Raw genomic sequence first — 26487 nt, forward strand, 5'->3', positions numbered from 1 at the left:
GATTCTCAGGGTCGCGTGATTGGCACCTGGGCTGACGTCATCAACCGGGCGAACCTGGGTATGGAAGTGATGCACGAGCGCAATGCTCACAACTTCCCCCTCGACCTCGCTACTGCCGGTGAGGCTACCCCCGTTGCGTTGCAGGCTCCTGTAATCAACGGCTAGATTGTGAAACTCGGGCGGGGTTAACGCCTTGCCCATCCTGTGAACAGGTCGAATGAAGGTATGAAACGCCCCAGATTTCTGGGGCGTTTTTTGTTGGTGAAATGTAGCCAACACAGAGAGAGCCATCCCAACTACTGTTAGAAAGGCAATTCCTTGATTCAGGTAAATCGCTATCCATGAAATTGTTGTTTGTTTGCAGTCGCAACCGACTGCGCAGCCCGACTGCTGAAGCCGTATTTGCAGAGTATGACGGGTTAGAGGTGGATTCAGCTGGGTTGAATCCAGAGGCAGACATGCCGTTAACGAGCGAAGCTGTGCAGTGGGCAGACATTATTTTTGTCATGGAGCAGTCTCACCGCAGCCAGCTCTCAAAGAAGTTTCAGCCTTGGCTCAAACAGAAACGGGTGATTTGCCTAGACATTCCCGATAAGTATGGGTACATGGATCCAGCTTTAGTAAAGTTGCTAAAGCAAAAGTTACTGCCGCTATTGGGAACCTTTAAGGGCAGTGAACAGAGGTAGGCGATACACCGCTCTAAGTGTGAGCTTTTGGCTACCTCGACCTTAGCCCGGTTAGACCATGGCGCATTTTCCCCCACGTATTCACATTCTGCTGGCTAGCCAAGCATCCGTTGGCCTCGTAATTCGCAGGGGGCCATCGAAGCGGGTTGCGACTCTGCTTTGGGATCGCGATCGCGACACCTTTCATCTCGGTCAATGGCTCAGCGGCCGCATCTATGAGCGCCGCAGCGATATCTCACCTGACGGTAAGCACGTCATCTACTTCGCCATGAACGGTCAATGGCAGTCGGAGTCGCGGGGCTCGTGGACGGCAATTTCGCGAGTGCCTTACCTGAAGGCGATCGCATTTTTCCCGAAGGGTGATTGCTGGCATGGGGGCGGCCTATGGACTGGGAAGACGAAATACTGGTTAAACGGCTGCTACGCCCACACAGAATCGCATTGCCCACCATCTCTACAACGCGATACCCAGTACCAACCCGAGGGCGGGTGCGGTGGCGAGTGTTTGAGCGTCTATTACCCTCGTCTGCTGCGGGATGGCTGGACTTGGGTCGATCGCATCAAGGTTAGACAGTGGCAGGACAAAGACATTTTCGAGAAGCCAATCGGCCAAGGCTGGACGCTGCGCAAAATTGCCCATGCAGAGGTGGGCGCTCCAGTGGGCAAGGGCTGCTATTGGGATGAGCACGAACTCATTGGCCCTGACGCAACCACAGCCATGGCCTGCCCCACCTGGGAGTGGGCCGAGATGGACCATCAACGGCTCGTCTGGGCGGCTGGGGGCAAGCTTTATGCCGCCCAGGTCTGCAAAGCTGGATTGACCAACGAAACTGTGTTGTTTGACTTCAAGGACATGGTGTTTGAAGCCATTGAAGCTCCGTATTAGTTCTGAATGGCGTTTAGTAATACAATGCATTCGCCTAGTACGGTCAGGAAATACCGATAAATGAGGAATTACGGCCCTGAGCCGATGCAAAACCCAGGTTGGGCATTAGATCGTCGCGATCCTAAATTTATTGAGAACTTTCAACCGGTCTGGGCTTGGCTGTACGAGCATTACTTTCGTGTGCAGACCCAAGGGTGGGAGCAGATTCCTGCAGGCCAGATCATGCTGGTGGGCTCTCACAATGGCGGATTGTCAGCACCCGACATGTTTATGATGATCTACGACTGGGTGCGGCGCTTTGGTGCCGATCGCCTCGTCTACGGGCTGATGCATCCCAAGGTGTGGCAAGCCTGCCCGCTCGTGGCTAGTCTGGCCGAACGGGCTGGGGCGATCGCCGCCCACCCCAAAACAGCCTTAGCCGCCCTCGATCGCGGTGCTAGCATTTTGGTGTATCCCGGCGGGGCGCAAGATGTTTTTCGTCCTTTCTATCAGCGCGATCAGGTTCAGCTGGGCGATCGTAAGGGGTTTGTCAAAATTGCTATTCAGCGCCAGATTCCCATTGTGCCTGTGGTCTCTTGGGGTGCCCACGAAACGCTGCTAGTGCTGGCCGACATCTATCCCCTCGTAGAACGTCTCCACGAGTTGGGCATGCCCTGGCTGCTGGGCATAGATCCTGAAGTATTTCCTGTGTACCTGGGGCTGCCCTGGGGCATTGCCTTTGGGCCGCTGCCAAATATTCCCTTGCCTCGGCCTATCGCTACCCATGTCGGCGCACCGATCTGTTTTGAGCGCTATGGGGTAGAGGCGGCGCGCGATCGCACTTACGTCGATGCCTGCTACCGGCAGGTTCACCATAAAATGCAGCACGACCTCAACCATCTAATTGCTAAGCACAGTAGCAAATGAGCGTAAACGCCTTAGATATAGATGGATTGTGCCTCTCCCAGTAAAGCCATTTTTTAAATAGTCTACATATCGGAATTGGTTGGCCCCGGAGGATTTGGGTCTCCTGGAGCTGGGATTGAGGCATGGCCATCCGAAGTCGCCCGAAGGGCCTGATGCACTTGAAGAGGAACAGCTATGTTGATCAACCGCGGCGATATTTACTGGGTCACGCTGGATTCCCACATTCCTCACCCCTATGTCATCCTGCAAGACGATCTGTTCAACCACAGCCACCTCCCCACCGTCGTTGCCTGCGCCTTGACCACTAACCACAAGCGCATCAGCCTTCCCGGCAACGTGGCCCTCGAAGCTGGCGAGGCCAGCCTCCCAAAGCGAAGCTTTGTCGAGGCGGGCAAAATCACGTCGCTGCAAAAAACCCAGCTCGGTCCTTATATCGGTACTCTTGCCGAGGCACGGGTGGTCGAGATCCTCGACGGCATCCGGTTCCTTCAACGGATTACCCGATGAGCGACGACGCTGGCGGTTGACCACAAGGCGGAATGCTCGTGTAGCTTAACCTGGCAATGCTACCAACCAGCTAATAGTTAATTTTCAGAAACTCCAGGGTGGCAAACAAAGACTCAACGCAGCCAGTAGGTTACTGAACTCCTTGCGCCACCCCAAATTTTGCTCTCAAGCGCCAATTCGTTTGAGATAAGCTCCGCGATCGCGCTAGTTATCAGTTCACTCGCTGAAATCTGAACCTCCATTGACTCCGGCAACCTATCCCCGAATCTGCACAGGCATGACCAGGTAGGTAATCTTAGTTTCCCCCAGGGGCACAAACACCGCTGGGCTAGTTGCCGCATTGCACTGCATTTGCACCTCGGTGGTGTCAAACGCCTTTAGCCCATCCAGCAGGTAGCGCACGTTAAAGGCAATATCGAGCTCATCGCCGCTCACCTGGGCTGGCAGTTCTTCGTGTCCGCTACCTACCTCCTGAGCTTCCACCGAGAGGGCAATACTCTGATTGCCGGGGTTGAGGGTAATTTTGATGATGTCGTTCTTCTGGCTAGCCAGCACAGCAATACGTTCCAGGCTGGCCATCAGTAATCTGCGATCGACCGTCACCTGGCGGGCAAACTGCTTCGGCAGCAGCTGCCGGTAGTTGGGGTACTGCCCCTCGAGCAGGCGAGTGGTGAGGCGCTGGTGACCTAGGTCAAACAACACCTGGGTTTCATCGAGCCGCAAGGCCACCGGCTCATTAGAGGTATAGCCCTGAATCATGCGCTCTAGCTCGCGCAGGGCCTTGGCCGGCACGGTGACATCCATTGAGGGGGTATCCGTGGCCGATTCGTCCGTGGTTTGCACTACGGATAGGCGGTGGCCATCGGTGGCGGCAAACTCTAGGGCATCGGTTTCAGAAAGCAGGTGCACGCCGGTAAGCACCTGCTTGGTTTCGTCACCGCTGGTAGCAAAGAGCGAGCCGCGCAGCCCACTGAGCAGCGCATCGGCAGAGAGAGTGATCGATTCGCCATCTTCCACTGTGGGCAGCGCGGGATAGTCTTCGGCACTCAAGCCCCGCACCTCGTAGCGACCAGAGGAAGAGGTCAGCGTCACGGTAGTGCTGTCGCCCTCAGACTCTAGGGTAATGTCTTCGTTGGCTAGGCGAGAAACGATATCGCCCCAAAGCTTAGAGGGCAGCGTCAGCGTGCCGGGTTCCTCTACTTGGGCGCTAAAGCGGCTTTCAATGCCCAACACTTCGTCAAAGCCCACCAAGGTTACTGACTGGTTCTCAATATCGGCCTTGACCAATATATTGGCCAGCACTGGCCGGTTGGGGCGCGACGACACAGCACGGCTAACTGAAGACAGTTGGGCACTCAGCTCGTTCTGGGGGCAGATAAACTTCATAGCAACGGAGAGAAGGAAACGCAACCGATTAGGAAAGCCAGCACAGAATATCTATCTGTGAGAATGACTAATTCCGTACTAGCAGTATCTCACCTTTGTTATGGATTGCTGGGTAGAACTACTCTTTCTATAGGATCTTGAAGAGCTGGATCCCCCACTTCGAGAGCTTTATAGCGTTCTCGAAAGCAGTTACTTCTCAATTGAGTGCTCATCCCGTCACTCTTTTTTGCCCCATCAGTTCTGACCTGTCAGACAAGCTCTGCTTTCCAGAAGAAGAAAACCTAGAAGACAGTAGTAGCAGTAGAGCCTGTGGAAATTGGGGATAACCGCTGAACTGTCTAACTGTTATGGGCTGCACTGCTAACACCATTTGGGAAAAAGGTGGAGAAAAGGCCAAAGTTTCCACAATTGTGGAAGCGGTGACCTCAGTGTCTTCCCAAGAGAGAAGTTATTCCCTTGAAGGAAGAGTTTTCCCAGCGTGTTTCCTTAGAAGGACTTAAGAAAAAATTGCAGTTTTCTAGGCCTCCTTCGAATTCGGCTTTCTTAGGATCCCATTCGTTGATTGCGAGGTCATTTTTGTCTTTTTGATGACTTTCCTGTCTTGCTGTTAACAGATAGATGATTTGCTAGATGGGATCCATATTCACCTCTTATTTGTCTTACCGTTGATAGATAATTTGTTTGCTGAATTGGATCCATACTTGCTTCTTGCCGAGATGATTTTACTCAGTTCCTTAATCGGATAGTTTTTTAGTTTTCTTAGGATCCCATTCATCTCTGTGAGGATAATCTTTGCCCTTTTGATGGCTGTTTTGTCTTGCCGTTAACAGATAGATTATTCGCCAGATTGGATCCGTATTCGCTTTTTGCCGGAACGGTTTTACTCAGTTTCTTGTGTAAAAGAGAATTGGCCATTTCTCAAAAATGCGTATGTTTGTACGCCAAAAGAACTCAGTTCCTCTAAGGATTTATTCCACAGAGGGAGCCTTTGTGTCGCCAGATAGGCCAATTTCCTTTTGTTATGGATTGCTGTACAGAACCACTCTTTTGGAGGATCTTGGAGAGCTGGATCCCTTACTTCAGAGGCTTTCTAACGTTTTTGAAAGAAGTTACTTTTCAATTGGTGCTCATCCTATCACCCTTTTTTTACCTCATCAGGGCTGGCCCTGTTAAACAAGCTCGGCCTTCCGGGATAAGAAAAATTTAAAAGATAGTAGTAATAGTAGAGCCTGTGAAAACTGGGGATAACCGCTGAACTGTTTAATGAGTATAGGCTGCACTACTAACTCCCTTGGGGAAAAGGGGTGGAGAAAAGTTTGAGATTTCCACACCCCCAAAAGCGACAGCATTAATGTTTTTCCAAAGAGAGAAGTTATCCCCTTTAAAGGAAGAGATTTCCCAGGGTTTTTACGCCGTTTTCCCCAGAAAACTTTGAGGAAATGATCACAATTTGTTACGTCTTTTTCAAGCTTCTGTTTTCTTGGGATCCCATTCGCTTATTGCGGAATAATCTTTGTCCTTTTGATGATTGTTTTGCCCTATTGTTGATCGATAGATTATTCGCTAGATCGGATCCATATTCGGCTTAATTAGGATCCTATCCGCTTACTACGGGGTAATCTTTGCCCTTTTGCTGACTGTTCTGTGTTGCTATTAACAGATAAGTTATTCGCTAAATCGGATCCGTATTCGCTTTTTGGCGAGATGATTTTACTCGGTTCCTTTTGTAATAGGAGACCAGCCATTTCTCACAAGCGCGTATGTTTGTATGCCCAAAGAACTCGGTTCCTCTTAGGGAGTTCTTCCCATAAGAGGATCTTTGTGGCGCTGAGATCAAATTGATGCCCTTGAGTCAGTCTGTGGTTCTTGCACGAGCAAAAACCTGTCGCCTCGCAGAGGGAAGTTTGAATTACGCAACTTCAGCGGTAGCAGGGGCTTCGGTGGAGCTGAGGACATTGGTCTTCATCACCAGCACAGAGCAGGTAGCACGGTGCATGACGTGGTTGCTAACGCTCCCTAAGACCAGCTCGGCCAGGCCTGTGCGGCCTCGGTTGCCGATGAGAATGAGGTCGGCTCCCCACTCTTGGGCGGCTTTGCAGATGACGGTTGCGGGGTTGCCAATCAGCTGTCGAAACTCGGCGGGGACTCCTGCTGTATTGGCTATGGCGGCGTGGTGACGCAGACGGTCGAAGCTCTCGTGTTCGTAGCGCACCCAAGCTTGCCGCCACGCCTCTAGATCGAGCTCGGTACCGGGTGCCCAGTAGATGTTGTCGAGTCGGGGTGACATGGGCAAGGGACTGCTTTCCTCCTGGTTTGACAGGCTGTGTACCAGTAAGAGGGCTCCATCAGTGGCTTGGGCTAGCTCAAGGGCTTGAGTAAAGAGGGCGTCGCTGGCGGGGCTGTTGTCTAGGGCCACCAAAATTTTGCGATACATGGGTGTGCTCCCGATGACTGAAGCGAATCAGGCGTGAGGCGATCGCGGTCTAGGGCCGGGCTGATGGGGTCTAAGGCGAAAGGTTAGCCAGTAGAGCAGTAGCACTAGACCTAATGCACCAAGTTCGGTCGTCAGATACAACAGGTCGTGGTAGCTCGGAGTGAGAAACAGCATGGCGTGATTCTCCCAGTGCGATCGCACATGAAGGGATGGTTCTTGGCAACCAGGCCTCTTCATTCCATTGTCCTGCTGGGTTCTGGGGTGGGCAAAGGACTGCAACGAAGCTTGATGTGCGATCGCAATTCATTATCTTTGGCCAAAGATAATCCTTCACTACCCCGGCACGGTGGCTTCAAATGTGCGTCCATCTTCGCGGCAGATTTCGTAGATCATGTTGCGGCCCGATAGCGCCACGATGGGCAAACTGCCACCTGGCTCGGTCCACTGGCTCACCATGTAGAAGTTGTCTAGACCAGGGAGGCGCTTGGGCACGCCTTTGATCATCAGCGGCAGGGTGTCTTTGGTCAGCAGCCAGCCGCAGCTGGCACCCTGCCAATTGCCGGTGAGTTTTTCGTAGCTGAGGGGGGTGGTTACCTCCATGTTTTCCACAGCTGCCCCCAAGCCTGTGTAAAACTCCTCCATGCGCTCAATTAGCATCTCCGCCGCTTGGTTTGGATAGGCTACATGGCTCCCTTGCCAATCGCTGTAGTGGGTGGTCACCATAAGGCTCACGACTGATTTGCCGGCAGGGGCCAGGGATGGATCAAAGCAATAGTGTTTGACACCAATTTCGGCATGGGGCTGATTGGCGATCGCGATCGGCTCCTCCAGCAAATGCGTCACCCAATGGGGCCGCTGGGAAAAATCCATATTCACTCCCAGCGACACTTGAAACTGGGAGTGCAGCGGCAGATGCCTGTCGTAGAGTTTTTCGATGCGGCGATTGACGTACTCGCCCTTGAGCAGGTCGAAGATGGTGCGGCGACCGTCGCAGGCAGAGATCACCCGAGCTGCTCGGTGCTCTTCGCCGCTAATCAGGCGCATCCCTACGGCTTGGTCATTCTCTACCAGCACGCGCTCCACTGGGGATGAATAGTGAATTTCACCGCCCAGTTCTAGATAGCGCTGCTCAATGGCGCGGGCAAACGCGATCGCCCCCCCTACTGGCGAGCCGGCATTGCCGTTATCCAAGTAAGCCAGCAGCGACATGCCTACCATCACTGGCACATCGGGCCAGGCAAACATGTGGGGCATCGCTGATCGCAGAAACGGATTTTTCGCCTGCCCCGCCAGATCTCGCAGCGAGAGCTGACTCCACTTGCCCAGCACTCCCATAAACGGCAGCACCTGCTTGCCTAACCGCGCCCAATCCGCCGCTGTCATCATCGACTTGGGCTTTTGCTGCAACATCGACAGGTCAAAGCCCTTGAAGGTGCGTACCCCCTTACAAAATCCTTCGATGAGCTTGGCATCCTCCGGAGCTAGAGCCAGCAAGTGCGCTTGCAGCTCGTCGGGCTGGCTGTGCACCCGCAGCACCTCCCCCTGGGGGCCATGAATCTGCATGAATTCGGTCTGGTTGGTAAACTCTACCCCCTGCAACGCCCCCAGCTCTTGCCACAGCTCGTAGAAGGGCTGCCTCTCTCCAGTGCCAAAGATGTAGTGAATGCCAGCGTCGAAGGTGTAGCCCTGCCGCTGCCACGCTGTGCACAACCCCCCGGGTTTATCGTGGGCTTCAAAAATTTGGCTACGGTAGCCGTTCATCTGGGCATAGCACCCGGCAGCCAGCCCTGAAATGCCAGCGCCAATGATGATAATGTCTGCAGTAGGGGCCATGGGATATGCGATCCAGCGCTGAATACCTTAACGCTAGGTTGCCCAGAGGACCACTAACCAAACCTACCAGAGTGTCCAGGATAGTGTTCCAGCTATCTTAAGGGGTGCATCCCGGTCTGAATAGCTGACTGCTCTGTCCACAATCCCCTGATAAGCAGGCTTCAACGACAACAAGCTGCTGTTGAACCTTACCCACATTATCCAGAGGACTCCAGTGACTTTAGGCCTTGACCGCAGTCGGTGACTCTGTTGCTCACTCAGATTTAACGGTCCGACGATGCTTTAGATGTGCCGCTCTCGCCCACGCATCGTGCCGCTGTTGCTGCTACGGATAAAAAATGTCCAATGTCAGGCCTACCAACTCCAGTAGATAGGCTCGAGCGATGACTTCTATCCCTTCGAGAGTGTTGACATGCGCAGGGTTCGTCTCTTCGCACAACAGTTCGACGATCTGTTCGACATCGGCTTGGATCTGAGCACGTTTGTCGGCTTACGGACGCTGTTAGCTTAGCGCTGATGCACTAAGCTAACCCCTGAGTACTTATACTCTTCGAAAAAGTGGGATGTACCCTAGCTATTGTTGATGCTCCATTTAGGTTGGCTATAAGAAAGAAAGCTGTTCACTGGATTCAGGAAATGCGCTGACTTGCCTGAGCTTTGCTTAAACAATTAGCAAATTCTTGGGCTAATACCTGTACGTGGGGTTCATGCAACATATTCACATGATCTCCAGGTACATCATGAACCTCTAACCCTCCGCCTGCAAAATCTCGCCAACCTAACCCTTCATCCAAGTAAGCTTGGGAATAGTAGATTTCTTCCGTTGCCCGAAAGAGAGTGAGCTTACCAGGGTACGTCTCGTAAATATACTTCTTAGATGCCGCCTTATTCTCTTCTAGAACCATCAGGAACTGCTGTTCATAGGACAAATTCTGGCCTAGCTTCAAACTTAACTTGTTATAGCGATACAACAAACTTTGCCAAATATCATTCCATCGGCGCTTCACTTTATTCAGCAGGTAGGGCAAGCCTTGGTCGAAGAGATTAGCAAAGTGGGATGATGCTCTTCCGAGTTTTGCACCGATATCTTCTGGGCCAAAGGTGTCCAACAAGGCTAGTAACCCTACGGTTTCTCCTTGTCTTACCAGTTGTTGAGCAATTTCAAAAACAATCTCCCCACCGAATGAGACTCCGGCTATGAAATATGGGCCTACCGGTTGGACTATCCGCATCTCTTGTACATAAAATGCTGCAAGATCCTTGATTTGATTCGGGGGTGCATTTTTGCGCTCAAGCATTTGAGCAGATAAGCCGTAAACGGGTTGCGCAGGATCTAAGTAACTAACCAGTGGACGGAGGAAAATACCATTTTCCCCTAACACATGAATGCAAAATAAAGGCGATGTTGTTTCAGGATTTCCGGCTTGGATAACAATCATGGAAGAATTCATGGCAGGCACCTGATCATGCTGCAAGAATTTCGCTAGTTGTTCCACTGTTGGGGCCTGAAAAATTGCAGCGGGTGGAAGCGATCGATTGAAATGATATTCGATATGCTGGCACAATCGGGCAATCAATAAAGAATGGCCGCCCAATTCAAAAAAGTTGTCCGTAATGCTGACATTGGTGATGCCTAGAATAGTTTCCCAGATCTCCAATAACTTGCTTTCAGTGGAATTAGAAGGAGCAACGACGGGTTTAGTCTCACCCTGGTTGCGTGTATCAGGGGGAGGAAAGTTGGTGCGATCGACTTTGCCATTCGGCGACAAAGGAAAAGTATCCATTTCCACAAAAGCCGCTGGCACCATATATTCAGGAAGTTTTTGGCACAAAAAGGTACGAATGTCGCTCAGGTTGAGTGTGTGATTGGGTTGAGCGATTAAGTAGCCCACGAGATGTTTTTCTCCAGGCACATCTTCGCGGGCCAGGACGATCGCTTGCCGCACTGAGGGATACTGCTCCAGACCCGTTTCGATTTCACCCGGTTCAATCCGGAAGCCCCGCAATTTCACCTGAAAATCGACCCGCCCAATAAATTCCAGGTTGCCGTCGCGTAAGTAGCGCACGCTATCCCCAGTTTTGTAGAGCCGAGACTGAGGGTCGTCAGTAAATGGATTGGGGATGAATTTTTCGGCAGTTCGAGAGGGAAGTTGATGATACCCAATGGCTACCCCAGGGCCTCCAATGTGTAGTTCTCCTACTTCGCCAAAGGGGACTGACTCTAAATCTGGATTGAGCACGTAGACTTCGACGTTGGCAATTGGTTTGCCAATAGGAATTTCGCCCTGATCAGGATGGTACTGAGACTGGATAGGATCGTAGAGGGTCGCTGTAACTGTGGTTTCGGTTGGACCATACGTATTCAACCAGCGGGGGTAGTGGCCTACTAAGCGAACCCATTCTGCGTAGGCCAACCGGGAGGCTTTTTCTCCACCGACGACGACCAAGCGCACCGATGCAGGTATCGAGAGTTGTAGAAGAGCTAGCCCACTCACTAATTCGTGCCAGAAGGCAGTGGGCAAATTAAGGATCGTAATGTCACGAGCTGCGACAAACTCTAGGAACTGGCGAATAGATGTAGAAATTTCGGCTGTCCGCAAAACCAGCGTGGCTCCATTAAGCAGCGTAGGGAATAGCTCTTCAACAATGATGTCAAAGCTAATGCTGGAGAATTGCAACACGCGATCGCGGCTGTCCAATTCAAATGCTTGGGTTATTGCCACACTGTGGTTGATAACGCCGCGATGGGTGATCTTCACCCCTTTGGGAGCCCCCGTGGAACCAGAGGTGTAAATCACATAAGCGGGATGTTCGGGGAGAACAGGTTGTCCCGGATTGTGCCTAGGGTAGGGTGCGATCGCGGTTTCCCAATCGGTGTCTACAGAGATCACCTGAGCCGAATGGTCTGGCAACCCATGGATCAGGTGTTTTTGTGTCAATAAAAAATTGGCTTGGGAATTTTGCAGCATGTACTGCTGCCGTTGTTGCGGGTAGGTTGGATCAATCGGTACATAAGCACCTCCGGCTTTCAACACACCCCAAATGCTAACTATCAGTTCCAGGCAACGCTCCATCGAAATTGCCACTAATTCCTGAGGCTGCAGGCCTTGCGCCAGAAGAAAATGAGCAAGTTGGTTGGCCCGTTCGTTGAGGTCCTGGCAAGTGAGGGATTGTTCTAGGAAAGATACTGCGATCGCGTGCGGTGTAGCCTCAACCTGAGCTTCAAACCACTCATGAACACAATCATATTGGGGATTGTGATAATTAGACCGATGTAATCTCTCGCGTAGTGCCCAAGCCTCTGCAACCGGAGAAGGATGGCTGTTCAGCTGCGATTTTTCCTGATTGTTAGATCCAGGACCCGTTAAGATCATTTATTGACTAAGCTCCAAGCACCCAAAGACTGTATCCATTAGGCATGAATTAATCCATTAGTTATGAATCAAGATGACTAACTAATTTCAGTAAATGCACAAAAATAATTGCAAGTCATCGAACATTGATTGCTAATTAGAACCTACTAACAGAATTAGCCATAGATGCTGTGAGAGCGACAGAAACCGCTGAATTTGAAATACCATACAATTACTTGTACACAGCAAACCAAAAACGCCTAATTCGTGCCCAATGCACAATGACAGCTCTTTTCGTGTCTACCTAAAGACAAGCGATAGGCAAATTTACTAACATGACTCGCTTCAGTATAATATCCTCCTTATGAGAGAGGCGTAAAGCACGAAAAGATTCTCGTGAAAAATACGTAAAAATAACGACAACTTAGATTATTTGCTGAGCTTATTCTTTTTATAGATTTTTATCTATTGTCAAGTGGTGACTCCTGCCATATGTTCGAGGGGTGCGGCTTTACATTGGCAGCCAAGAGGGAAGCGTTTGACCTGGACGAGAAGCTCGCAAAGCCTGCACTAAGGCGTTGCTAACTCAGGGTATGAGCTGAATTCTGCAAATACTGAGGACTCGTTCAAAGTTCTGCAAAATCATATCTCTATTCACCAACGCCAAATTGTCGTCATTCATGATGTATTCCTTTGCTGCTCATTTTGCTTTATTTAGAAGAATGCGGCCCTCTTTTTCCTCCGTATATCACAAAACAACATGATTCCTTAGTAATTAATAAATGAGTAATTACCTACACACAGACAGGTTGCATAGCCCTCAATTTGTTAAAGATTCATCAGTTGCCAATCCTTCAGCCTTAAGGAGGTCTAAGTTTGATGGTATTGAGTAGAAATCCTTTGGGAGAGAAGATGCCGTTCTCCTGCTAACCCGGTAACTGCTGTTTCGCTGACGATTTGATAGACCTTTTTGCGAAACGCCACCTGGTAGAACTCTTCGAGAAGAGGGCGGTAAAATAATTCACAGATTCCCGTGGTATTCGTAGTGGGCACGTTGCTACAATACTCCGTGCCTCTGTCGATAAATGCCTAATAGCCACACGTCGTTGATCTTGAAGCAGGGAATTAGTCGGTTGTTGAGCACAATATACCCATGTATTAAGTCGGGGCGGCAGAGGCGGCAGAAGTCCGTTAGACCTGGCTTGAGCAACGGGAGCGCAATCAGCCAAATTGCAGTTGACACTTCTTGCCTGCCGATCGCACCCCACCCTCTGGGCACCCTAAACCCTAGTATCAGGGCTCTCTCAGGGGATAACACAACATGTTGGCAAGGGTCTGGAGCGCGGCGCTAGTGGGCATCGATGCCCTCAAGGTTGGGGTCGAAGTCGATATCTCGGGCGGCTTGCCTGGTGTAGTTGTTGTAGGCCTGCCCGATACCGCTGTCCAAGAGTCCCGCGAGCGGGTCAAGGCCGCCCTTAAAAATGCTGGCTTTCCCTTTCCCATGCGCAAGGTGGTGATCAACCTCACCCCCGCCGACCTTCGCAAAGAAGGCCCTATTTTTGACCTGCCCATCAGCGTTGGCATTCTCGCCGCCTCAGAACAGGTGAACACCGATGCCCTCAACGACCTGCTGTTTTTGGGAGAAGTCTCCCTCGATGGCAGCCTGCGGGCGGTGGCCGGAGTACTGCCGATCGCAGCAGCAGCGCAAAAACTTGGTATTCGCTGCCTGGTAGTGCCCGCCGACAACGGGCGCGAGGCCGCCGTAGTGCCAGGGCTGACGGTCTACAGCTTTAATCACCTATCGGAAGTTGCAGATTTCCTTAACAACCCCTCAGGCCACAACCCCGTGGTGGTCGATACCAAACTAGCAATGAACTCAACTGCAAACGCGCTGAATTTGCGAGATGTGAAAGGTCAGGCTCAAGCTCGCCGTGCTCTGGAGATCGCCGCTGCAGGCGGCCATAATCTTATCTTCGTCGGACCTCCTGGCAGTGGCAAAACCATGCTGGCTCGTCGTCTACCCTCCATTCTGCCACCGCTGCAATTTGAAGAAGCCCTAGATGTCACCCAGATTCACTCCGTTGCTGGACTATTAAAGGAGAAAGGGACTCTGGTGAATACGCGCCCCTTTCGCAGTCCCCACCATTCTGCCTCCGGACCATCCCTGGTTGGCGGTGGCAGCTACCCCAAGCCGGGAGAAATCTCTCTGGCTCACCGAGGGATCCTTTTTCTCGATGAGCTGACGGAATTTAAGCGCGATGTGCTGGAATATCTGCGCCAACCCCTCGAAGACGGCTACGTCACCATTACTCGCACCCGCCAATCTGTCGTTTTCCCGGCTCAGTTCACCCTGATCGCCAGCACCAATCCCTGCCCCTGTGGCTTCTACGGTGACTCGGTGCAACCCTGTACCTGTAGCCCCCGCAGCCGCGAAAACTACTGGTCGCGCCTCTCAGGTCCCCTAATGGATCGGATCGATTTGCAGGTGGTGGTCAGCCGCATCAAGCCCGAAGAGATGACCCAGCACCAGCCAGGGGAAGCGTCGGAACCAGTACGCGATCGCGTACTGGCTGCCCGCCAGCGCGCCCACGATCGCTTCAAAACCGAGCCTGGTCTGCAATGCAACGCCGATATGCAGAGCCGCCACCTAAAGCACTGGTGCCCGCTGGATAATACCAGTAAAACACTGCTAGAAGGAGCTGTACGCCAGCTAGGGCTGTCAGCCCGCGCCATGGATCGCATCCTCAAAGTCGGCCGCACCATCGCTGATTTGGATGGCGCTGAGGATCTGCAAACCCACCACATCGCCGAGGCGATTCAATACCGCACCATCGATCGCATGCAGTGAACAATGAAGCCACCCACGGCGACTGCGCCAATCTCGGCGACAAGCTCGTTACTGCCTTAACTAATCATCGGTAGGGTAGATAAATCCGTTCTGCATCTAGCATCTTTCAAGCTGTCAAATACCCCTTCGCTACGGACTCCTCAATCACCTCCAGTACAAAGGGCCACAGTTCTGGAGCACCTTTTTCCACTGGGGCCATGCGCTGCATCACCTGGGAGCGGCTGATGCCGTGCTGCTTCCAGGTGCCGCCCTGGGTTTGCCAGTTGTGCAGCAGGGGTTGAATGCGATCCAGCGAGGCGGCAAAGCGGGCGGTGGGGGTGGCTTGGGCTTCGAACTCGTCCCAGATTTGGCGGAGGTCTTGAGCGATCGCCCCTGGCAGCAGGCCAAAGATGCGATCGGCCGCCTGCTGCTCGCGCTCAGCCTTGCCGTCATGCCCCACCGCGTCATAGCAGAAGGTGTCGCCTGCATCGATTTCCACCAGGTCATGAATTAGCACCTGGTGAATTGCCCGCTGTATATCCACCTCAGCGGGGGCATATTCTGCCAGCACCAGGGCCATCATCGCCAGGTGCCAGGAATGCTCGGCGCTGTTCTCACGGCGGGAGGCATCCATCAATTGGGTTTGGCGCAAAACCTGCTTGAGCCGGTCGATTTCGACCACAAAGGCGATTTGTTGCTGGAGTCGTTGGTTGGTCATGAAGGCAAGTGTTATAATAAAGACGACTCGGACCCATGCGGTCGCAACGCCCAAATCATGTCAGGACCGGAAGGTAGCAGCATTACGGGATGCTTGTGACAGGCGTGGACTCCGGGTCTTTTAGTTTGGCGCTTAAGTAGGACTTCGCTACACCATTTAAGCCGCTAGAGTAACGTAAGATTTCTGACTATCCTCATTTTTGCTACTTTTGCTTAGCCTAGGGCTAGGGGGTGGGGTTTTCCGCCTTAGACAGCGTGCCATTGCCCCTGGTCATTGGGCCAGCGTCTTCTCTAAGCTGGCAGTGTATACAGAGCAATGGGGAGGCTGCCAACTATGGCCGGTTTTGGAGATTTGGTGAAAAAGGCGTTTTATCTAGGGGTTGGGGTCGCTTCCTACGCCGGTGAGAAAGCGGGCGACACCCTTAAAGATTTGCGCGAGCAGACCCAGGGCATCGTCAATGAACTGGTGGCGCGGGGCGAGATCACGGCTGAGGAAGCCCAGCGCTTGGTAAATGAGATGGTCAACCGCGCCCAAGATGGGGCAACCTCCCCTACCGAAAACCTACCGCAGCCCCGGCCCATTGAAATCTTGGATGACGACGCCCCTCTGTCTAACCCCACCGACGCCCAAACTGCTGCCTTGCGTGAGCAGGTGGCTACTCTGCGCCAAGAATTAGAAACCTTGAAACAAAAGTCGAGCAACTAGCCCTATGGATGACTGGTCTAAGCAATTGTTTGATGCCTTTGGCAATGCTGTGCAGGACTTTACCCAGCAGGTCTCTGAGGATACAGAGCGTTGGCTTGATAACCTAGTCGAACAGATAGCTAGTGCTTCTGACGCTCTAGTGCAGACGACGGATCAATGGGCTGAGCAGGTGCAAGAAGCCATTGACCCCGAAATCGATCGCATTGTAGTCGAGTTCAACCATGTAGTAGAGCCGTTTCGAGTTACGGTCAACGCTGAAATTGATGATGTAGCTGACGAGCTCAATGAAATTTTGGGGCCACTGTTAGCCGGGCTATCAGGTATTGACCAGTGGTTTGAAGAGGTCTCTGGCCCCTTCAACAGTACTGTGGAACCCCTGCTGCAAAACTATCCGGTCTGCGTAGGCTGTCGTAATTTCTGCGGCCAGTCCTACGGCGGCAATACGCTGGTGTGCGCTATGCACCCCTTTGGCCCTGAAGAAGAACGTCAATGCTCTGACTGGGAATCGGTTTGGCCGCAACCGCAAGATCAGTAGGTCAGTAAGGCGGGGTTTGGGCTAACACCTGACTAAGTTAGGTGTTAGCAAGCTCTAGGGTTTAAGGTGTACGGTTTATGGTCTGCCTTAAACCGAAGACCATGAACCCTAAACCCTCACTAATCTGCCGCTGTTGACTTAGCAGACTACTAAGCCTCATCTACTGAGATATCAGAGGAAAGAAGTGACCAACAGGACCTTGCCCTTTACCGATCGCGAGGGCGTGCTTGAGGGCGTTGGTGACGTAGTTTTTGGCGTCTTTAACGGCGGTCAGTGGGTCTTTGCCCAGGGCCAGGTTGGCGGCGATCGCCGCTGATAGCGTGCAGCCGGTGCCGTGGGTATGTTTTGTTTCTACGACCTCGGCCTCTAAAACCACCATCTCGCTGCCGTCAAACCAGACATCGGTACTGCGTAGAGCATCCATCATGCCACCTCCTTTTACCAAAACGGCCTGGGGGCCAAGCTGGTAGATCTGGCGGGCTGCTGCCTCCATATCGGCCAGGGTAGTGATGGCTAAACCACTGAGCAACTGGGCCTCATAGCGGTTTGGGGTCAGAACGCGGGCTTGGGGTATTAGGTGGCGGGTCAGGGTAGCGATCGCATCGTCGTCAATTAATTGCGCGCCCGTGCGTGACACCATTACCGGATCCAAAACTACCGGAGTTGTGTTGGGCAACGCTTTTAACGCCAGCGCAACTGCCTGAATAATCTCCTGGTTGAGCAGCATGCCGGTTTTGACTGCCTGCACGGCGATGTCACTGGTCACTGCTTCAATCTGGGCTACCACAGCTTCGGGCGGCAAAGCGTCAACCCGCATGACTCCCACAGTGTTTTGGGCAGTCACACAGGTCAGGGCACTGGTGCCGTGGACTAGGTGAAAGGCAAAGGTGCGCAGGTCGGCCTGAATGCCAGCCCCACCGCCGCTGTCAGAACCGGCAACGGTTAGAGCCGCAGGCCAGGTAGGCGTCATCGTCATGGCTAGCGGTTGCCGTTAGGCCGCCGCCGCTGCAGAAACTCGGGGATATCTAGTCCGGCCCCCAAACCGCCGCCACCACTGTTGGCGGGTGGCGTGGCGGGCGGCGGTGTGGCCAGGGTGCGCTTAAAAGGCGTAACGCGGGCTACCTCAATCTCGGGCTGGGCTCCGGCACGGGTGTTAAAGCCGGTGGCAATCACCGTGATGCAGACTTCGCCCTGCATGCGCTCGTCGATGACCGCACCAAAGATGATGTTGGCGTTGGGATCGACCCCTTCGTAGATAATCTCGGCGGCGGCGTTGACTTCGTGGAGGGTTAGATCGGACCCTCCAGTGATGTTGAATACGGCTCCGGAGGCCCCATCGATGGACGACTCTAGCAGGGGAGAAGAGATCGCCGCGATCGCGGCTTCCCGCGCCCGTGACTTACCTGAACCCATGCCAATGCCCATCAGGGCCGTGCCCGCGTCGGCCATAATGGCCCGCACATCAGCAAAGTCAACATTGACTAAACCGGGGATCGTAATAATGTCAGAGATACCCTGCACGCCCTGGCGCAGAATGTCGTCGGCAGTGCGAAAGGCTTCCTGCACCGGGGTCTGCTCAGAGATGACGGATAGCAGCTTGTCATTAGGAATAATAATCAGCGTGTCAACCCGACCTTGAAGGGCAGCAATGCCCTCATCGGCCTGGTTCATGCGACGGCGTCCCTCAAAAGTAAAAGGGCGAGTGACCACGCCAACGGTCAGCGCTCCGGCTTCCTTGGCTACCTCGGCCACAATGGGCGCCGCCCCTGTGCCCGTGCCGCCCCCCATGCCGGCGGTGATAAACACCAGGTCAGACTCTTCTAGGGCTGCGGAAATTTCTTCCCGAGATTCTTCGGCCGCCTTTTGGCCAATGGCGGGGTTACCCCCAGCGCCGAGCCCACGGGTCAACTTTTGACCGATGTGCAGGCTGTTGGTCTGGGTGGTGTTGTCGAGGGCCTGGGCATCGGTGTTAATGGACCAAAATTCAATCCCCGACAGGCCGCTGCTAATCATGCGATTGACGGCGTTACAGCCGCCACCGCCGACCCCAATTACCTTGATGCGGGCGACGCTGCTGGGCAAAGCCGTGTTTTTGGTGTACGTTTCTCCGGGCATAGCTCTGGCATTGTGGGGTTGACTGGAGTTAAGCTCGCCGTGGCTAAACGGGTTAGACGGGCCAGCGAAGGCGGTCACAGCATCGGCCGCCGGAACCAGGTCAGAGGTTGCAGTCTCAGCCTGATGAGTCGAGTAAGACTCGTAGTCAGCGTTGCTGTGGCCAGCACCATTGCCGTGGGGGTTGTCGGGGGTCATAGAGTTGAAGGCCGTAGACAATATAGTAATTACCCGTACTAGATAACCGAAGATAACATCTAAGCCCTAAAGATCTAAACCCTGGCTGATGCTAGACAACTATAGAGTACTTCATTGGAAAAAACCAAACTGCCTTGGCAAGTCTTAAACTACTTGATTTAACCATTGAAATCAGAAAAATGAGCCCCTTTGCGTCAATAGCGTCATCCTTTATATATCTCTATTCAGACGCAGGATGCATATCTATTTGGATGCAGGATGCATATCTATTCAAATGCAGTAGCGTTTTAGGAAACTAGGTATCCTCAGCGGTTTATGGACTAGCGTCAGAGTCTGTCTGCGCTGAGCTTGCCTTTGGATCGGCGGTGTCGACTACGGCGATCGAGGGAGCGTCGGGATTGCTGAGGTCGATGCGGGCTACCTCAGACTCGGACAGCTGGCCGGGCAGATTGCGCATTTTGTCGAGGGTGGCCAGCTGCTGCTCTAGCTCTGGGCTATAAGGGCCTAGGTAGACCGTGCCCAGCGCCGTCTCAAGCACTAGGTTGTTGGGATCGTGCCAGTCAATTTCGGTAATAGCTACCGGGCTGCCAACGATGGTTTCATAGATCTGCGGCCAGTAGCGTTGGTAGTGGGGCTGAATGCCTCGCAGTTGGAGAGTGGGCAGCTGCGGTGAGGCGCTGCCCAAACCAAAGCTGGCTAGGGGCATCCAAGCTCCGTGGGCGTCGAGAAACCCGGCTTGGAGATATTGAGTGTCGCTACCGTCGGCTTTGCCTACGGGCAGCACCACCGCTACGGGCACCCGCTCCTGCACCTTGACGTTGAGGCGCGGTGGTAAGATCTGACGGGTGACTTCTGCGGTAGTAATGGGGGCGCGATCGCGCAGTTGTCGAGCCAGCACCTCTGGCTCCACCTTCATCAAAGGCTGAGGGTAGGTCAGCGGCATCAGGCTTTGCACCATTTCGTCGCTGAGCAGTTCGTTGCCCGTCACATTAATTTGAGCGGGACTGTTAATCAGCCATACCGGACGCGTAGCCCCCCAAAAAATGGCGGCTGTCAGCCCCGAAAGCGCCCAAAATCGCCAGAGTGCCTGGCTGATCGAAACACGCCGCCGCCGGCGGAGACTTTTTCGCCGGGTCTTGAGTTCATCACGAGACAGGGAGGAAACACGGGTCATGGCATCGGGGGTGGGAGCTAGGAAGCCCGGCGATCGGATCTGCCGCAGACAGCTCAAGGGTTAGAAAGGGCTCAGACCCCCGCTAATGCCCAGCTGCCGTTAAGCTGATGCCGATTTTAGCGCCTGAAGTGATTGATGCAACGCTTTTTCCCAACGGCGAGCTAAATCGCCGTCGGTAAAGGGAATTCGGTAGGTTTCGCCGCTGGCAGTGGCCAAAGTTAGCTCTACTGATTTACCTGTGAAGCTAGTCTGGTCGATGGGCACCATTTCTCCATTGATTTCGAGCTGGAGGGTAGTCACCTGCTGAAGTGACAGCGTGGTCAGGTCAACAGGCCCCTGGCGGGTGGGGCGGCCCCAGGTGAGCTCATCACCCCGCTGCCCTAGCATCGAGCGAATGTCGTATTTGCTGCGATCGAACCCAGTAGCCCAAGCTTCGTAGGCCTGCACCTTTTGAAACTCGTGCCAGCCCGCCCAGGCCAAGCCGATAAACACCGCCAGCAGGGGCAGCCACAGAAGTCCTCGTTCCATAAAATTGTGTTTACCTCGCGGGTTAGCAGACGGTCCAACAGACCTGGGGTGAGGCCTGCGACCAGGGCATTAGGGAAAGCAAAAGTTAGCGCAGTGACTTTCAGCAATTCTCCCGGCTCAACCTAAGCACCTGTCCTATAAATTGTAAAGTCTTGCAACAGCTGCTGACAGAACTTCCTGGCTCCATGAAAAAGTGGGCCTAGGCAATTGATTTGCCGTTCCACTGCATTTATGGAGGCTGGTACATTGGCATTCCTACCAATTTTAGCTGCGGTTCCGCATACGCCCGACTGGAGCCCTAAGGTGGCCGTCGTGATGATTCTCTGTAATATTTTGGCCCTTGTCATTGGCAGACTCAGGATTAAATACCCTAGCGCACCGCCGGCAATGCCCGGCGGTGCGCTGTTTGGCAACCTTGGCCTGCCGGCAGTGCTGGCCAGCGCCAGCTTTGGCCATCTGATTGGAACCGGGGTAATTTTGGGCCTGGCGAACCTGGGTGTTCTCTAGGCCAGCTTGAGCTAGCTCTTTATATCCCCAGGAAGGTTAGAACAACGTTTCTGGGGATTTGTTTTAGGGCTAGGCAAGCTCACTGTGGGCAATGACAGAGAGATTTAGAGGTCAGTGCAAAGAGTGCGATCGCCCTCAGCAAGCACTTGGTGCACAGTTAAGTGACCTAGGTGCAACTACTGCCAGGAGTCGGGTCAGATAGTCTGCCCTAGCAATTCTCTAGGCTCGCTACACGCCGGTTTAAACACGCTGGTTAGGCATCGGCCTCTAGGCTCTTCTGACGTTCTGCCCAAGCGTGTCGGGCTGATCTAGAGGTTGAGGATCGGTGTCACGGGATTAAGCGTCGATGCCAGGATAGCGAATGGATTTGAGGGACCAAGAGGCTACCGCCAGAGAGCACGTAGCGAGCCCATGGTTAGGTTAGCAACTTCAATAAAACCCCAGCGGCTCGACTTTGACTTGCTCTAGAGTATGGCGCGGTCGCCCCTAGTGAAAGCAGGAGGCCCACCAACAAAATTGGAGGGCCTACATTGAATAAAATTAGAAGAGATGGCTGGCTAGTCGGCGAGGGTAGAAAATTGCCGAAACCGATAGGTTGCGAAACTGTAGGCGAAGGCGGCACCGCCGTAGAGAAAATAGAACCAGTGCCAAGGGATTGCCCGCAAGGCAAAGAGCGGCCCGCGCTTATGCCAAAAGAAGCGATAAACCCGCTGATTGATGACCAGCAGCCCAAGCATAATAGCGATCGCAACAATCCACAAAAAGGGCTCAATCACTCCGCCCAGCAGGCACCCTAGCGCCGCAAAGCTGAGCACCACACTCAGTCGGCTAGTGCGGTCTAGATTGAGGTCATTCATCGGCTGACCCTGGCTAAGAATTAGCTCTGCCCAAGGCAGGGCGCGGTAGAAAATTTCGGCCCGCAGCAGTGAAACGGGCTTCCAACATTTCAGGTGCTTGACCTGAATGTGCTTGCACAGGCGAATGGTGTAGCCTGCCCGCCGCAGCCGGTAACCCAGTTCAATGTCTTCGACACAGGGTCTGACGTAGCGCTCGTCAAACCCGCCCACGGCGTGAAATGCCTCGGTGCGAACGGCTCCGCAGGCCCCCCAAAAGGTTGAAGCCTTTTCGGACGATACCTGGTGGGTGTAGTGGTGAAGCAGGTTTTTGTACTGCGACAGGAAGTTAGAGGCCCCTGGCTGGTCATCGTAGGAGCCAATCAGCGCCGCTAGGTTAACGTCTTTTTGAAAGGCAATTTCGACGTTGAGAATGGTGTCTTGACCAACGGTGACATCGGCATCGATAAAAAACAGAATGTCTCCCTGGGCCATCGATGCCCCTCGGTTGCGGGCGCGGGCTGGTCCACCTGCCGAGTCGTAGCGAAATACCTTAGCCCCAAACGCTTTGGCCACTTCCCATGAACCGTCGGTGTCGCCGTCGGCAACCACAATCACCTCGTCAGGCTGCCAACTCGATTGTCTCAGGCTATCGAGGCAGCGGCGGAAGCTTTCACCACCGTTATACACAGGGATGATGATAGAAATACTGGGTCTTGATGCATGACCTGGGCTAAAACTCATGAACCAATTATGCCTAAGAATAAGTGCTGAGCTCTGCGAAAAATATGACTACGTAGGGAATTAACCGCCAACTTTTCTCGAAGTAGAGCATCTCTGAGAAAGAGTAAATGTCTTTGGTGATGTCTTGAGCGACTTCGGGAAGGTCTAAGAAGTCTATTTTATAGAGCTTTTAGTAAATTAAAGCACTTTATGGTGGGAAAACCATCACAGTCATTTTGCAGGAATCATGAAAAAATTCACCTCTTCATGATTTTCTTGTAATGCTTTTTACGAAGGCTGCTTATTTCCAATCTCTATTTCTAGAGAGGTAGCAAAACTGAGGCTAGGACGCAAGGAGTTGGTTTCTGGATAGAGCTCGAAGTGTTAACCAGTACAAGAGAGATGTGTTGCTTAATACATGGCTAGTTGCTTAAAACCTGGCCACAATTGTGGCGATCGCCTCCCTCAATACACCTGCCTGCTAGGGTTGTGCGGCAGCAAAAACCTAGCTAGCCTGGAAGTGTTCTTACTGTGCAAGCTGCCATGCCCACCGGAGTTCTCTGTGCGATCGCCTATGCTGCCCTTTCTGCGATCGGCGGTCTGACGGGCTATGCCCAAGCCCGCAGTCATGTGTCCTTGGTTACTGGTTTGGTGAGCGCCGTTCTGCTGCTGACCGGAGCTTGGCTATGGCAGGCTGGTTCTGCTGGCGGGGCCGGGATGGCTATGGGAGTCACGGTAGCCCTAGTATTTATCTTCGTTCGCCGCTGGATGCAGACTCGCAAAGCCATGCCCGCCGCCATCATGATTGTGGCAGGGGTGCTGGCGTTTATGGGGATGGGGCTTTCGCTGTTCGGCGTTGTTTAGGGAGTGGTGAGTAGTTGAAATTATCCTGACCTTGCAACTGCGTAGCCTTTCCGAGAAAGGAGAAAGGGTGGATGAGAACCCTTGCTTCAACAGGTAAATGATTTAGGAAATTAAGGCGAGTTTGTAGAATTGGCCGGTTCTGGGGAACTTGACTCAGTGGAAGATTGTTTTAGCAGGTCTTCGGCAGAAATACCTTCGGTTTGGTTGCCAAATCGCCACAGGGCAGCAGCGGCCTCAGCCTGGGTAACGCCCTTTTGGGGCTGAAAAAGGGTGGTATAGCCAAAAGCACGGCGAATATTGGCGAAATCGCCGTTTTGGTGGTCGGCCAACACCGCTCGCATCGCCAACGGCTCAATCTTAGCGGCATCCTGAAAGCCCCAGGTGGTAGCAACCGTGTCGGCCGCCGCAGTTGGCAACGGCGCACGAGAATCTAGAGGCACCTTCCACAGCACGAGGGTTTCGCGGGTAAGGGGCGCATCGGGCCGAAAGGTGACAGCTGTGGCATTGCCGGTCTTGGCACTGGGAATAATTCCCGCTTCGGCTAACCCTTGAATGGCGGCAAAGTAGGGGTGCGAAGCAGGCACATCTTGAAAAGCGGGGGCAGTGCCAGCGGCGGCGGCGCGCATGCGCTTGGCTGGTACATCTTTATAAAATCTGTTGTTAGCAGTGAGTAGCCAGTGAGCGAACTCACCCCGCGTAATAGTCTGGTTAGGGGCAAATTCGAGCTCTACGGGGGTGCCACCGGCTGTTGACCGTGCTGACTCGACAATGCCAAGGTCTAGCCAGTTTTGCACATAGGGGCGTAGGTCTTCGGGCACTTCGGCTAGGGTCGCGGCGCTGTCCTCAGGTGAGGGTTTTGGTTCGGTGGGTTCGGCCTCAGTGGAAGTAGGGATCTCGGCGGCTGTCTCGGCCGGATCGGGTTCGGCCTCTGCTTCAGCAGGGGTCTCGGGCTCTTCGCCGTTGAATACGGGCCGATCTTGTAGTTGCGGATCGGCCTCTAGAGACTGTTCTAGGGGACTGCCCGCACAACCGGCGACCAGTAGCAGACTCAGCCCAGATACCATGATCGTGAGACGCAGCGCAGCAGACAAGGGGGCAACCTCCTTAGCGGGGGAATTGATGCAGTACCTACACAGCGTATTTTAGGACAGCACCCGCGGCCTCTGCTGGCTACGCTGTGCCACCCCTGTAGAACCCCGCTTGGAACCTGTCTATGCCGCCCCGACCCATCATTATTGACTGCGACCCTGGGGTTGATGATGCGATCGCCCTCCTTCTCGCTTTCGCTAGCCCTGCTGAGTTCGAGCTGTTGGGTATCACTACTGTGGCGGGCAACGTGCCGCTGGCGCTCACCCAGGCCAACGCTCGCCGCATCTGCCACCTGGCTCAACGTACTGACGTGCCGGTGTATGCGGGGTGTCCTAGGCCACTATTGCGATCGCTCACCACCGCCGAAGACATCCACGGCGCAACGGGTTTGCAGGGGGCCGATCTACTCGAACCCACTCTGCCGCTGCAATCTCAACATGCCGTCGCGTTTCTGATTGAACAATTCACCACGACCTCGACGCCCATTACCCTAGCTACCCTCGGCCCGCTCACCAATCTAGCGGTAGCACTGATCCAGTGCCCCGAGATTGCCCAAGGCATTGACCAGGTGGTGATGATGGGTGGAGCTTTGGGAAACGGCAACATTACCCCCGCCGCTGAGTTCAATATCTACGTCGATCCCCATGCGGCCAACGTAGTCGTAGAGGCCGGTCTGCCCCTGACCATGATCGGCTTGGATGTCACTCACCAAGTTGTAACCACTCCCGATCGCCTGGCAGCGCTTGAGGCCCTGGGCACCCCCGTGAGCAAAGCCGCTGTGGGCATGCTGCGCTACTACGGCCAGCTAGATGTTGAACGTCATGGGCTAACCGCGCCCCCCCTCCACGACCCCTGTGTGATCGCCTATCTGCTGCACCCCGAGCTCTTTACCGGTCGGCCCATGCACCTGGCGATTGAAACCGAAGGCACCCTTTGCCTAGGGCGCACCGTGGCCAATGGGCACCTGACTCCCAACGCCACCGTCATCGAAACTGCTAATGCCGACGGTATCTATGCACTTTTGACAGAACGCCTTGGGAAACTATAGTCGGGCACAAAACTCCCCCAGCTCGCTTGATAAGATAGCCCTATGGCTTACACCACCGAACAACTCCTGGACTTTCTCGATCAGGAACTTCGCGCCACCTGGAAGGGCGAGCGGGTGGTGCTGTCTTCCGCCGATCGCATTGACAATCCGGTGCTTTCGAAGGCGATCGGAGCAGACAAGCTGAGCAAAGTATTTGCCATTCAAGACTTTCGCGCCCAAATTCACGATTACCAGCACGAGCACGGGGTGTCGGGTCTGATGTGGTACACCTGCCGGTTTCAGGGCCGCAGCCTGCGGGTGCCCGAACTGCATCCCCAGCTGATCGCTATTCCTGCCGACAAGTTGGCTCTAGTGGGGGCAAAGCCAGCCATAGTCGAGTTTTGGCGACAATCCATCGCTGGCTTGCGCCTGTGGATGGCTGGCAATCAGCCCCAACCCACTACCCCAGAGGCGGTAGAACAGCTGATTGCCGCCAGTGAATGGGCCGAGCTATCCGCCACACGAGATGAGCTGTATCTCAGCCTGTGCTGGGGCGATCCCAAAGACTGCCACTGCGACTGGGCAAAGCCAGAGTCGGGGTGCGATCGCATCATCGCCACCGCCGGAGAACCCAGCGGCATCAAGGTATAAAGTTA

At 53.7% G+C, this 26487-nt stretch carries 23 protein-coding genes and 1 other RNA gene; 12 read left to right on the top strand and 12 right to left on the bottom strand.

Annotated features, from left to right (window positions below; all coding sequences use genetic code 11):
• Positions 1 to 341: 341 nt before the first annotated feature.
• The 4 genes from NC979_RS18495 (at position 342) to NC979_RS18510 (ending at position 2985) form a co-directional block, all read left to right on the top strand.
• Positions 342 to 686 carry a low molecular weight protein tyrosine phosphatase family protein gene (locus tag NC979_RS18495; RefSeq protein WP_190516308.1) on the top strand — a complete coding sequence of 115 codons (345 nt, stop codon included), beginning with the start codon at positions 342 to 344 and terminating at the stop codon, positions 684 to 686.
• A 58-nt stretch (positions 687 to 744) separates the two neighbouring features.
• Positions 745 to 1572 carry a hypothetical protein gene (locus NC979_RS18500; protein ID WP_190516310.1) on the top strand — a complete coding sequence of 276 codons (828 nt, stop codon included), beginning with the start codon at positions 745 to 747 and terminating at the stop codon, positions 1570 to 1572.
• Positions 1573 to 1656: 84 nt separating this feature from the next.
• Positions 1657 to 2478 (top strand): lysophospholipid acyltransferase family protein, encoded by an 822-nt coding sequence (locus NC979_RS18505; RefSeq protein WP_242023906.1) that lies wholly within the window; start codon positions 1657 to 1659, stop codon positions 2476 to 2478.
• A gap of 174 nt (positions 2479 to 2652) precedes the next feature.
• Positions 2653 to 2985, top strand: coding sequence for a type II toxin-antitoxin system PemK/MazF family toxin (locus NC979_RS18510; protein ID WP_190516315.1), 333 nt, complete (start codon positions 2653 to 2655; stop codon positions 2983 to 2985).
• Between the two features lie 255 nt (positions 2986 to 3240).
• Here the strand turns inward: NC979_RS18510 and dnaN are convergent, their stop codons facing one another.
• The 5 genes from dnaN to NC979_RS18535 all read right to left on the bottom strand — a co-directional run bounded on the left by dnaN (position 3241) and on the right by NC979_RS18535 (position 12012).
• Positions 3241 to 4371: a DNA polymerase III subunit beta gene (dnaN, locus tag NC979_RS18515; protein ID WP_190516317.1), complete on the bottom strand. Its 1131-nt coding sequence runs from the start codon at positions 4369 to 4371 to the stop codon at positions 3241 to 3243.
• 1909 nt (positions 4372 to 6280) lie between these two features.
• The gene (locus NC979_RS18520; protein ID WP_190516320.1) at positions 6281 to 6805 is read right to left on the bottom strand and encodes a universal stress protein; all 525 of its coding nucleotides are present in this window, start codon (positions 6803 to 6805) and stop codon (positions 6281 to 6283) included.
• Between the two features lie 27 nt (positions 6806 to 6832).
• Complete coding sequence (locus NC979_RS18525; RefSeq protein ID WP_190516322.1) at positions 6833 to 7042, bottom strand: hypothetical protein; 210 nt, start codon at positions 7040 to 7042, stop codon at positions 6833 to 6835.
• A 96-nt stretch (positions 7043 to 7138) separates the two neighbouring features.
• On the bottom strand, positions 7139 to 8638 hold the full coding sequence (locus NC979_RS18530; RefSeq protein ID WP_190516324.1) for a phytoene desaturase family protein: 1500 nt from the start codon (positions 8636 to 8638) through the stop codon (positions 7139 to 7141).
• A gap of 629 nt (positions 8639 to 9267) precedes the next feature.
• Complete coding sequence (locus NC979_RS18535; protein WP_190516326.1) at positions 9268 to 12012, bottom strand: non-ribosomal peptide synthetase; 2745 nt, start codon at positions 12010 to 12012, stop codon at positions 9268 to 9270.
• Between the two features lie 1300 nt (positions 12013 to 13312).
• Here NC979_RS18535 and NC979_RS18540 point away from each other — a divergent pair.
• Positions 13313 to 14839, top strand: coding sequence for a YifB family Mg chelatase-like AAA ATPase (locus NC979_RS18540; protein ID WP_190516328.1), 1527 nt, complete (start codon positions 13313 to 13315; stop codon positions 14837 to 14839).
• 106 nt (positions 14840 to 14945) lie between these two features.
• Here NC979_RS18540 and NC979_RS18545 read toward each other — a convergent pair whose 3' ends face one another.
• Entirely contained in the window at positions 14946 to 15536 is a 591-nt protein-coding gene (locus NC979_RS18545) for an HD domain-containing protein (RefSeq protein ID WP_190516330.1), read from the bottom strand.
• A gap of 24 nt (positions 15537 to 15560) precedes the next feature.
• Here NC979_RS18545 and ffs point away from each other — a divergent pair.
• The 3 genes from ffs to NC979_RS18560 all read left to right on the top strand — a co-directional run bounded on the left by ffs (position 15561) and on the right by NC979_RS18560 (position 16776).
• Positions 15561 to 15657: signal recognition particle sRNA small type (ffs, locus tag NC979_RS18550), an RNA gene on the top strand.
• Positions 15658 to 15869: 212 nt separating this feature from the next.
• Positions 15870 to 16241, top strand: a complete 372-nt coding sequence (locus tag NC979_RS18555) for a phasin family protein (protein ID WP_190516331.1) — start codon at positions 15870 to 15872, stop codon at positions 16239 to 16241.
• Between the two features lie 4 nt (positions 16242 to 16245).
• Positions 16246 to 16776 (top strand): hypothetical protein, encoded by a 531-nt coding sequence (locus NC979_RS18560; RefSeq protein ID WP_190516333.1) that lies wholly within the window; start codon positions 16246 to 16248, stop codon positions 16774 to 16776.
• A gap of 160 nt (positions 16777 to 16936) precedes the next feature.
• Here NC979_RS18560 and thiD read toward each other — a convergent pair whose 3' ends face one another.
• The 4 genes from thiD to NC979_RS18580 form a co-directional block, all read right to left on the bottom strand.
• Complete coding sequence (gene thiD / locus NC979_RS18565) at positions 16937 to 17752, bottom strand: bifunctional hydroxymethylpyrimidine kinase/phosphomethylpyrimidine kinase (protein ID WP_190516335.1); 816 nt, start codon at positions 17750 to 17752, stop codon at positions 16937 to 16939.
• Between the two features lie 2 nt (positions 17753 to 17754).
• Complete coding sequence (gene ftsZ / locus NC979_RS18570) at positions 17755 to 19086, bottom strand: cell division protein FtsZ (RefSeq protein ID WP_278002559.1); 1332 nt, start codon at positions 19084 to 19086, stop codon at positions 17755 to 17757.
• Between the two features lie 313 nt (positions 19087 to 19399).
• A complete protein-coding gene (locus tag NC979_RS18575; RefSeq protein ID WP_190516338.1) occupies positions 19400 to 20260 on the bottom strand; it encodes an FtsQ-type POTRA domain-containing protein in 861 nt (286 codons plus the stop codon).
• 99 nt (positions 20261 to 20359) lie between these two features.
• Positions 20360 to 20788, bottom strand: coding sequence for a hypothetical protein (locus tag NC979_RS18580; RefSeq protein ID WP_190516340.1), 429 nt, complete (start codon positions 20786 to 20788; stop codon positions 20360 to 20362).
• 231 nt (positions 20789 to 21019) lie between these two features.
• Between NC979_RS18580 and psaK the strand changes: the two genes are divergently transcribed.
• Positions 21020 to 21295: a photosystem I reaction center subunit PsaK gene (gene psaK / locus NC979_RS18585; protein WP_190516342.1), complete on the top strand. Its 276-nt coding sequence runs from the start codon at positions 21020 to 21022 to the stop codon at positions 21293 to 21295.
• 557 nt (positions 21296 to 21852) lie between these two features.
• On the opposite strand, the gene NC979_RS18590 is transcribed toward psaK, so the two are convergent.
• Entirely contained in the window at positions 21853 to 22872 is a 1020-nt protein-coding gene (locus NC979_RS18590) for a glycosyltransferase family 2 protein (RefSeq protein WP_190516344.1), read from the bottom strand.
• A gap of 522 nt (positions 22873 to 23394) precedes the next feature.
• On the opposite strand from NC979_RS18590, the gene NC979_RS18595 reads away from it, so the two are divergent.
• Positions 23395 to 23715, top strand: a complete 321-nt coding sequence (locus tag NC979_RS18595) for a TMEM14 family protein (RefSeq protein WP_190516347.1) — start codon at positions 23395 to 23397, stop codon at positions 23713 to 23715.
• A gap of 110 nt (positions 23716 to 23825) precedes the next feature.
• Here the strand turns inward: NC979_RS18595 and NC979_RS18600 are convergent, their stop codons facing one another.
• A complete protein-coding gene (locus tag NC979_RS18600) occupies positions 23826 to 24806 on the bottom strand; it encodes an S-layer homology domain-containing protein (protein WP_242023907.1) in 981 nt (326 codons plus the stop codon).
• Between the two features lie 122 nt (positions 24807 to 24928).
• On the opposite strand from NC979_RS18600, the gene NC979_RS18605 reads away from it, so the two are divergent.
• Together NC979_RS18605 and NC979_RS18610 are read left to right on the top strand one after the other, a co-directional pair.
• Complete coding sequence (locus tag NC979_RS18605; protein ID WP_190516349.1) at positions 24929 to 25852, top strand: nucleoside hydrolase; 924 nt, start codon at positions 24929 to 24931, stop codon at positions 25850 to 25852.
• A gap of 42 nt (positions 25853 to 25894) precedes the next feature.
• Positions 25895 to 26482, top strand: coding sequence for a hypothetical protein (locus NC979_RS18610; protein ID WP_190516352.1), 588 nt, complete (start codon positions 25895 to 25897; stop codon positions 26480 to 26482).
• Positions 26483 to 26487: the final 5 nt, after the last annotated feature.

Source organism: Leptolyngbya subtilissima AS-A7 (assembly GCF_039962255.1).
Classification (GTDB): domain Bacteria; phylum Cyanobacteriota; class Cyanobacteriia; order Phormidesmidales; family Phormidesmidaceae; genus Nodosilinea.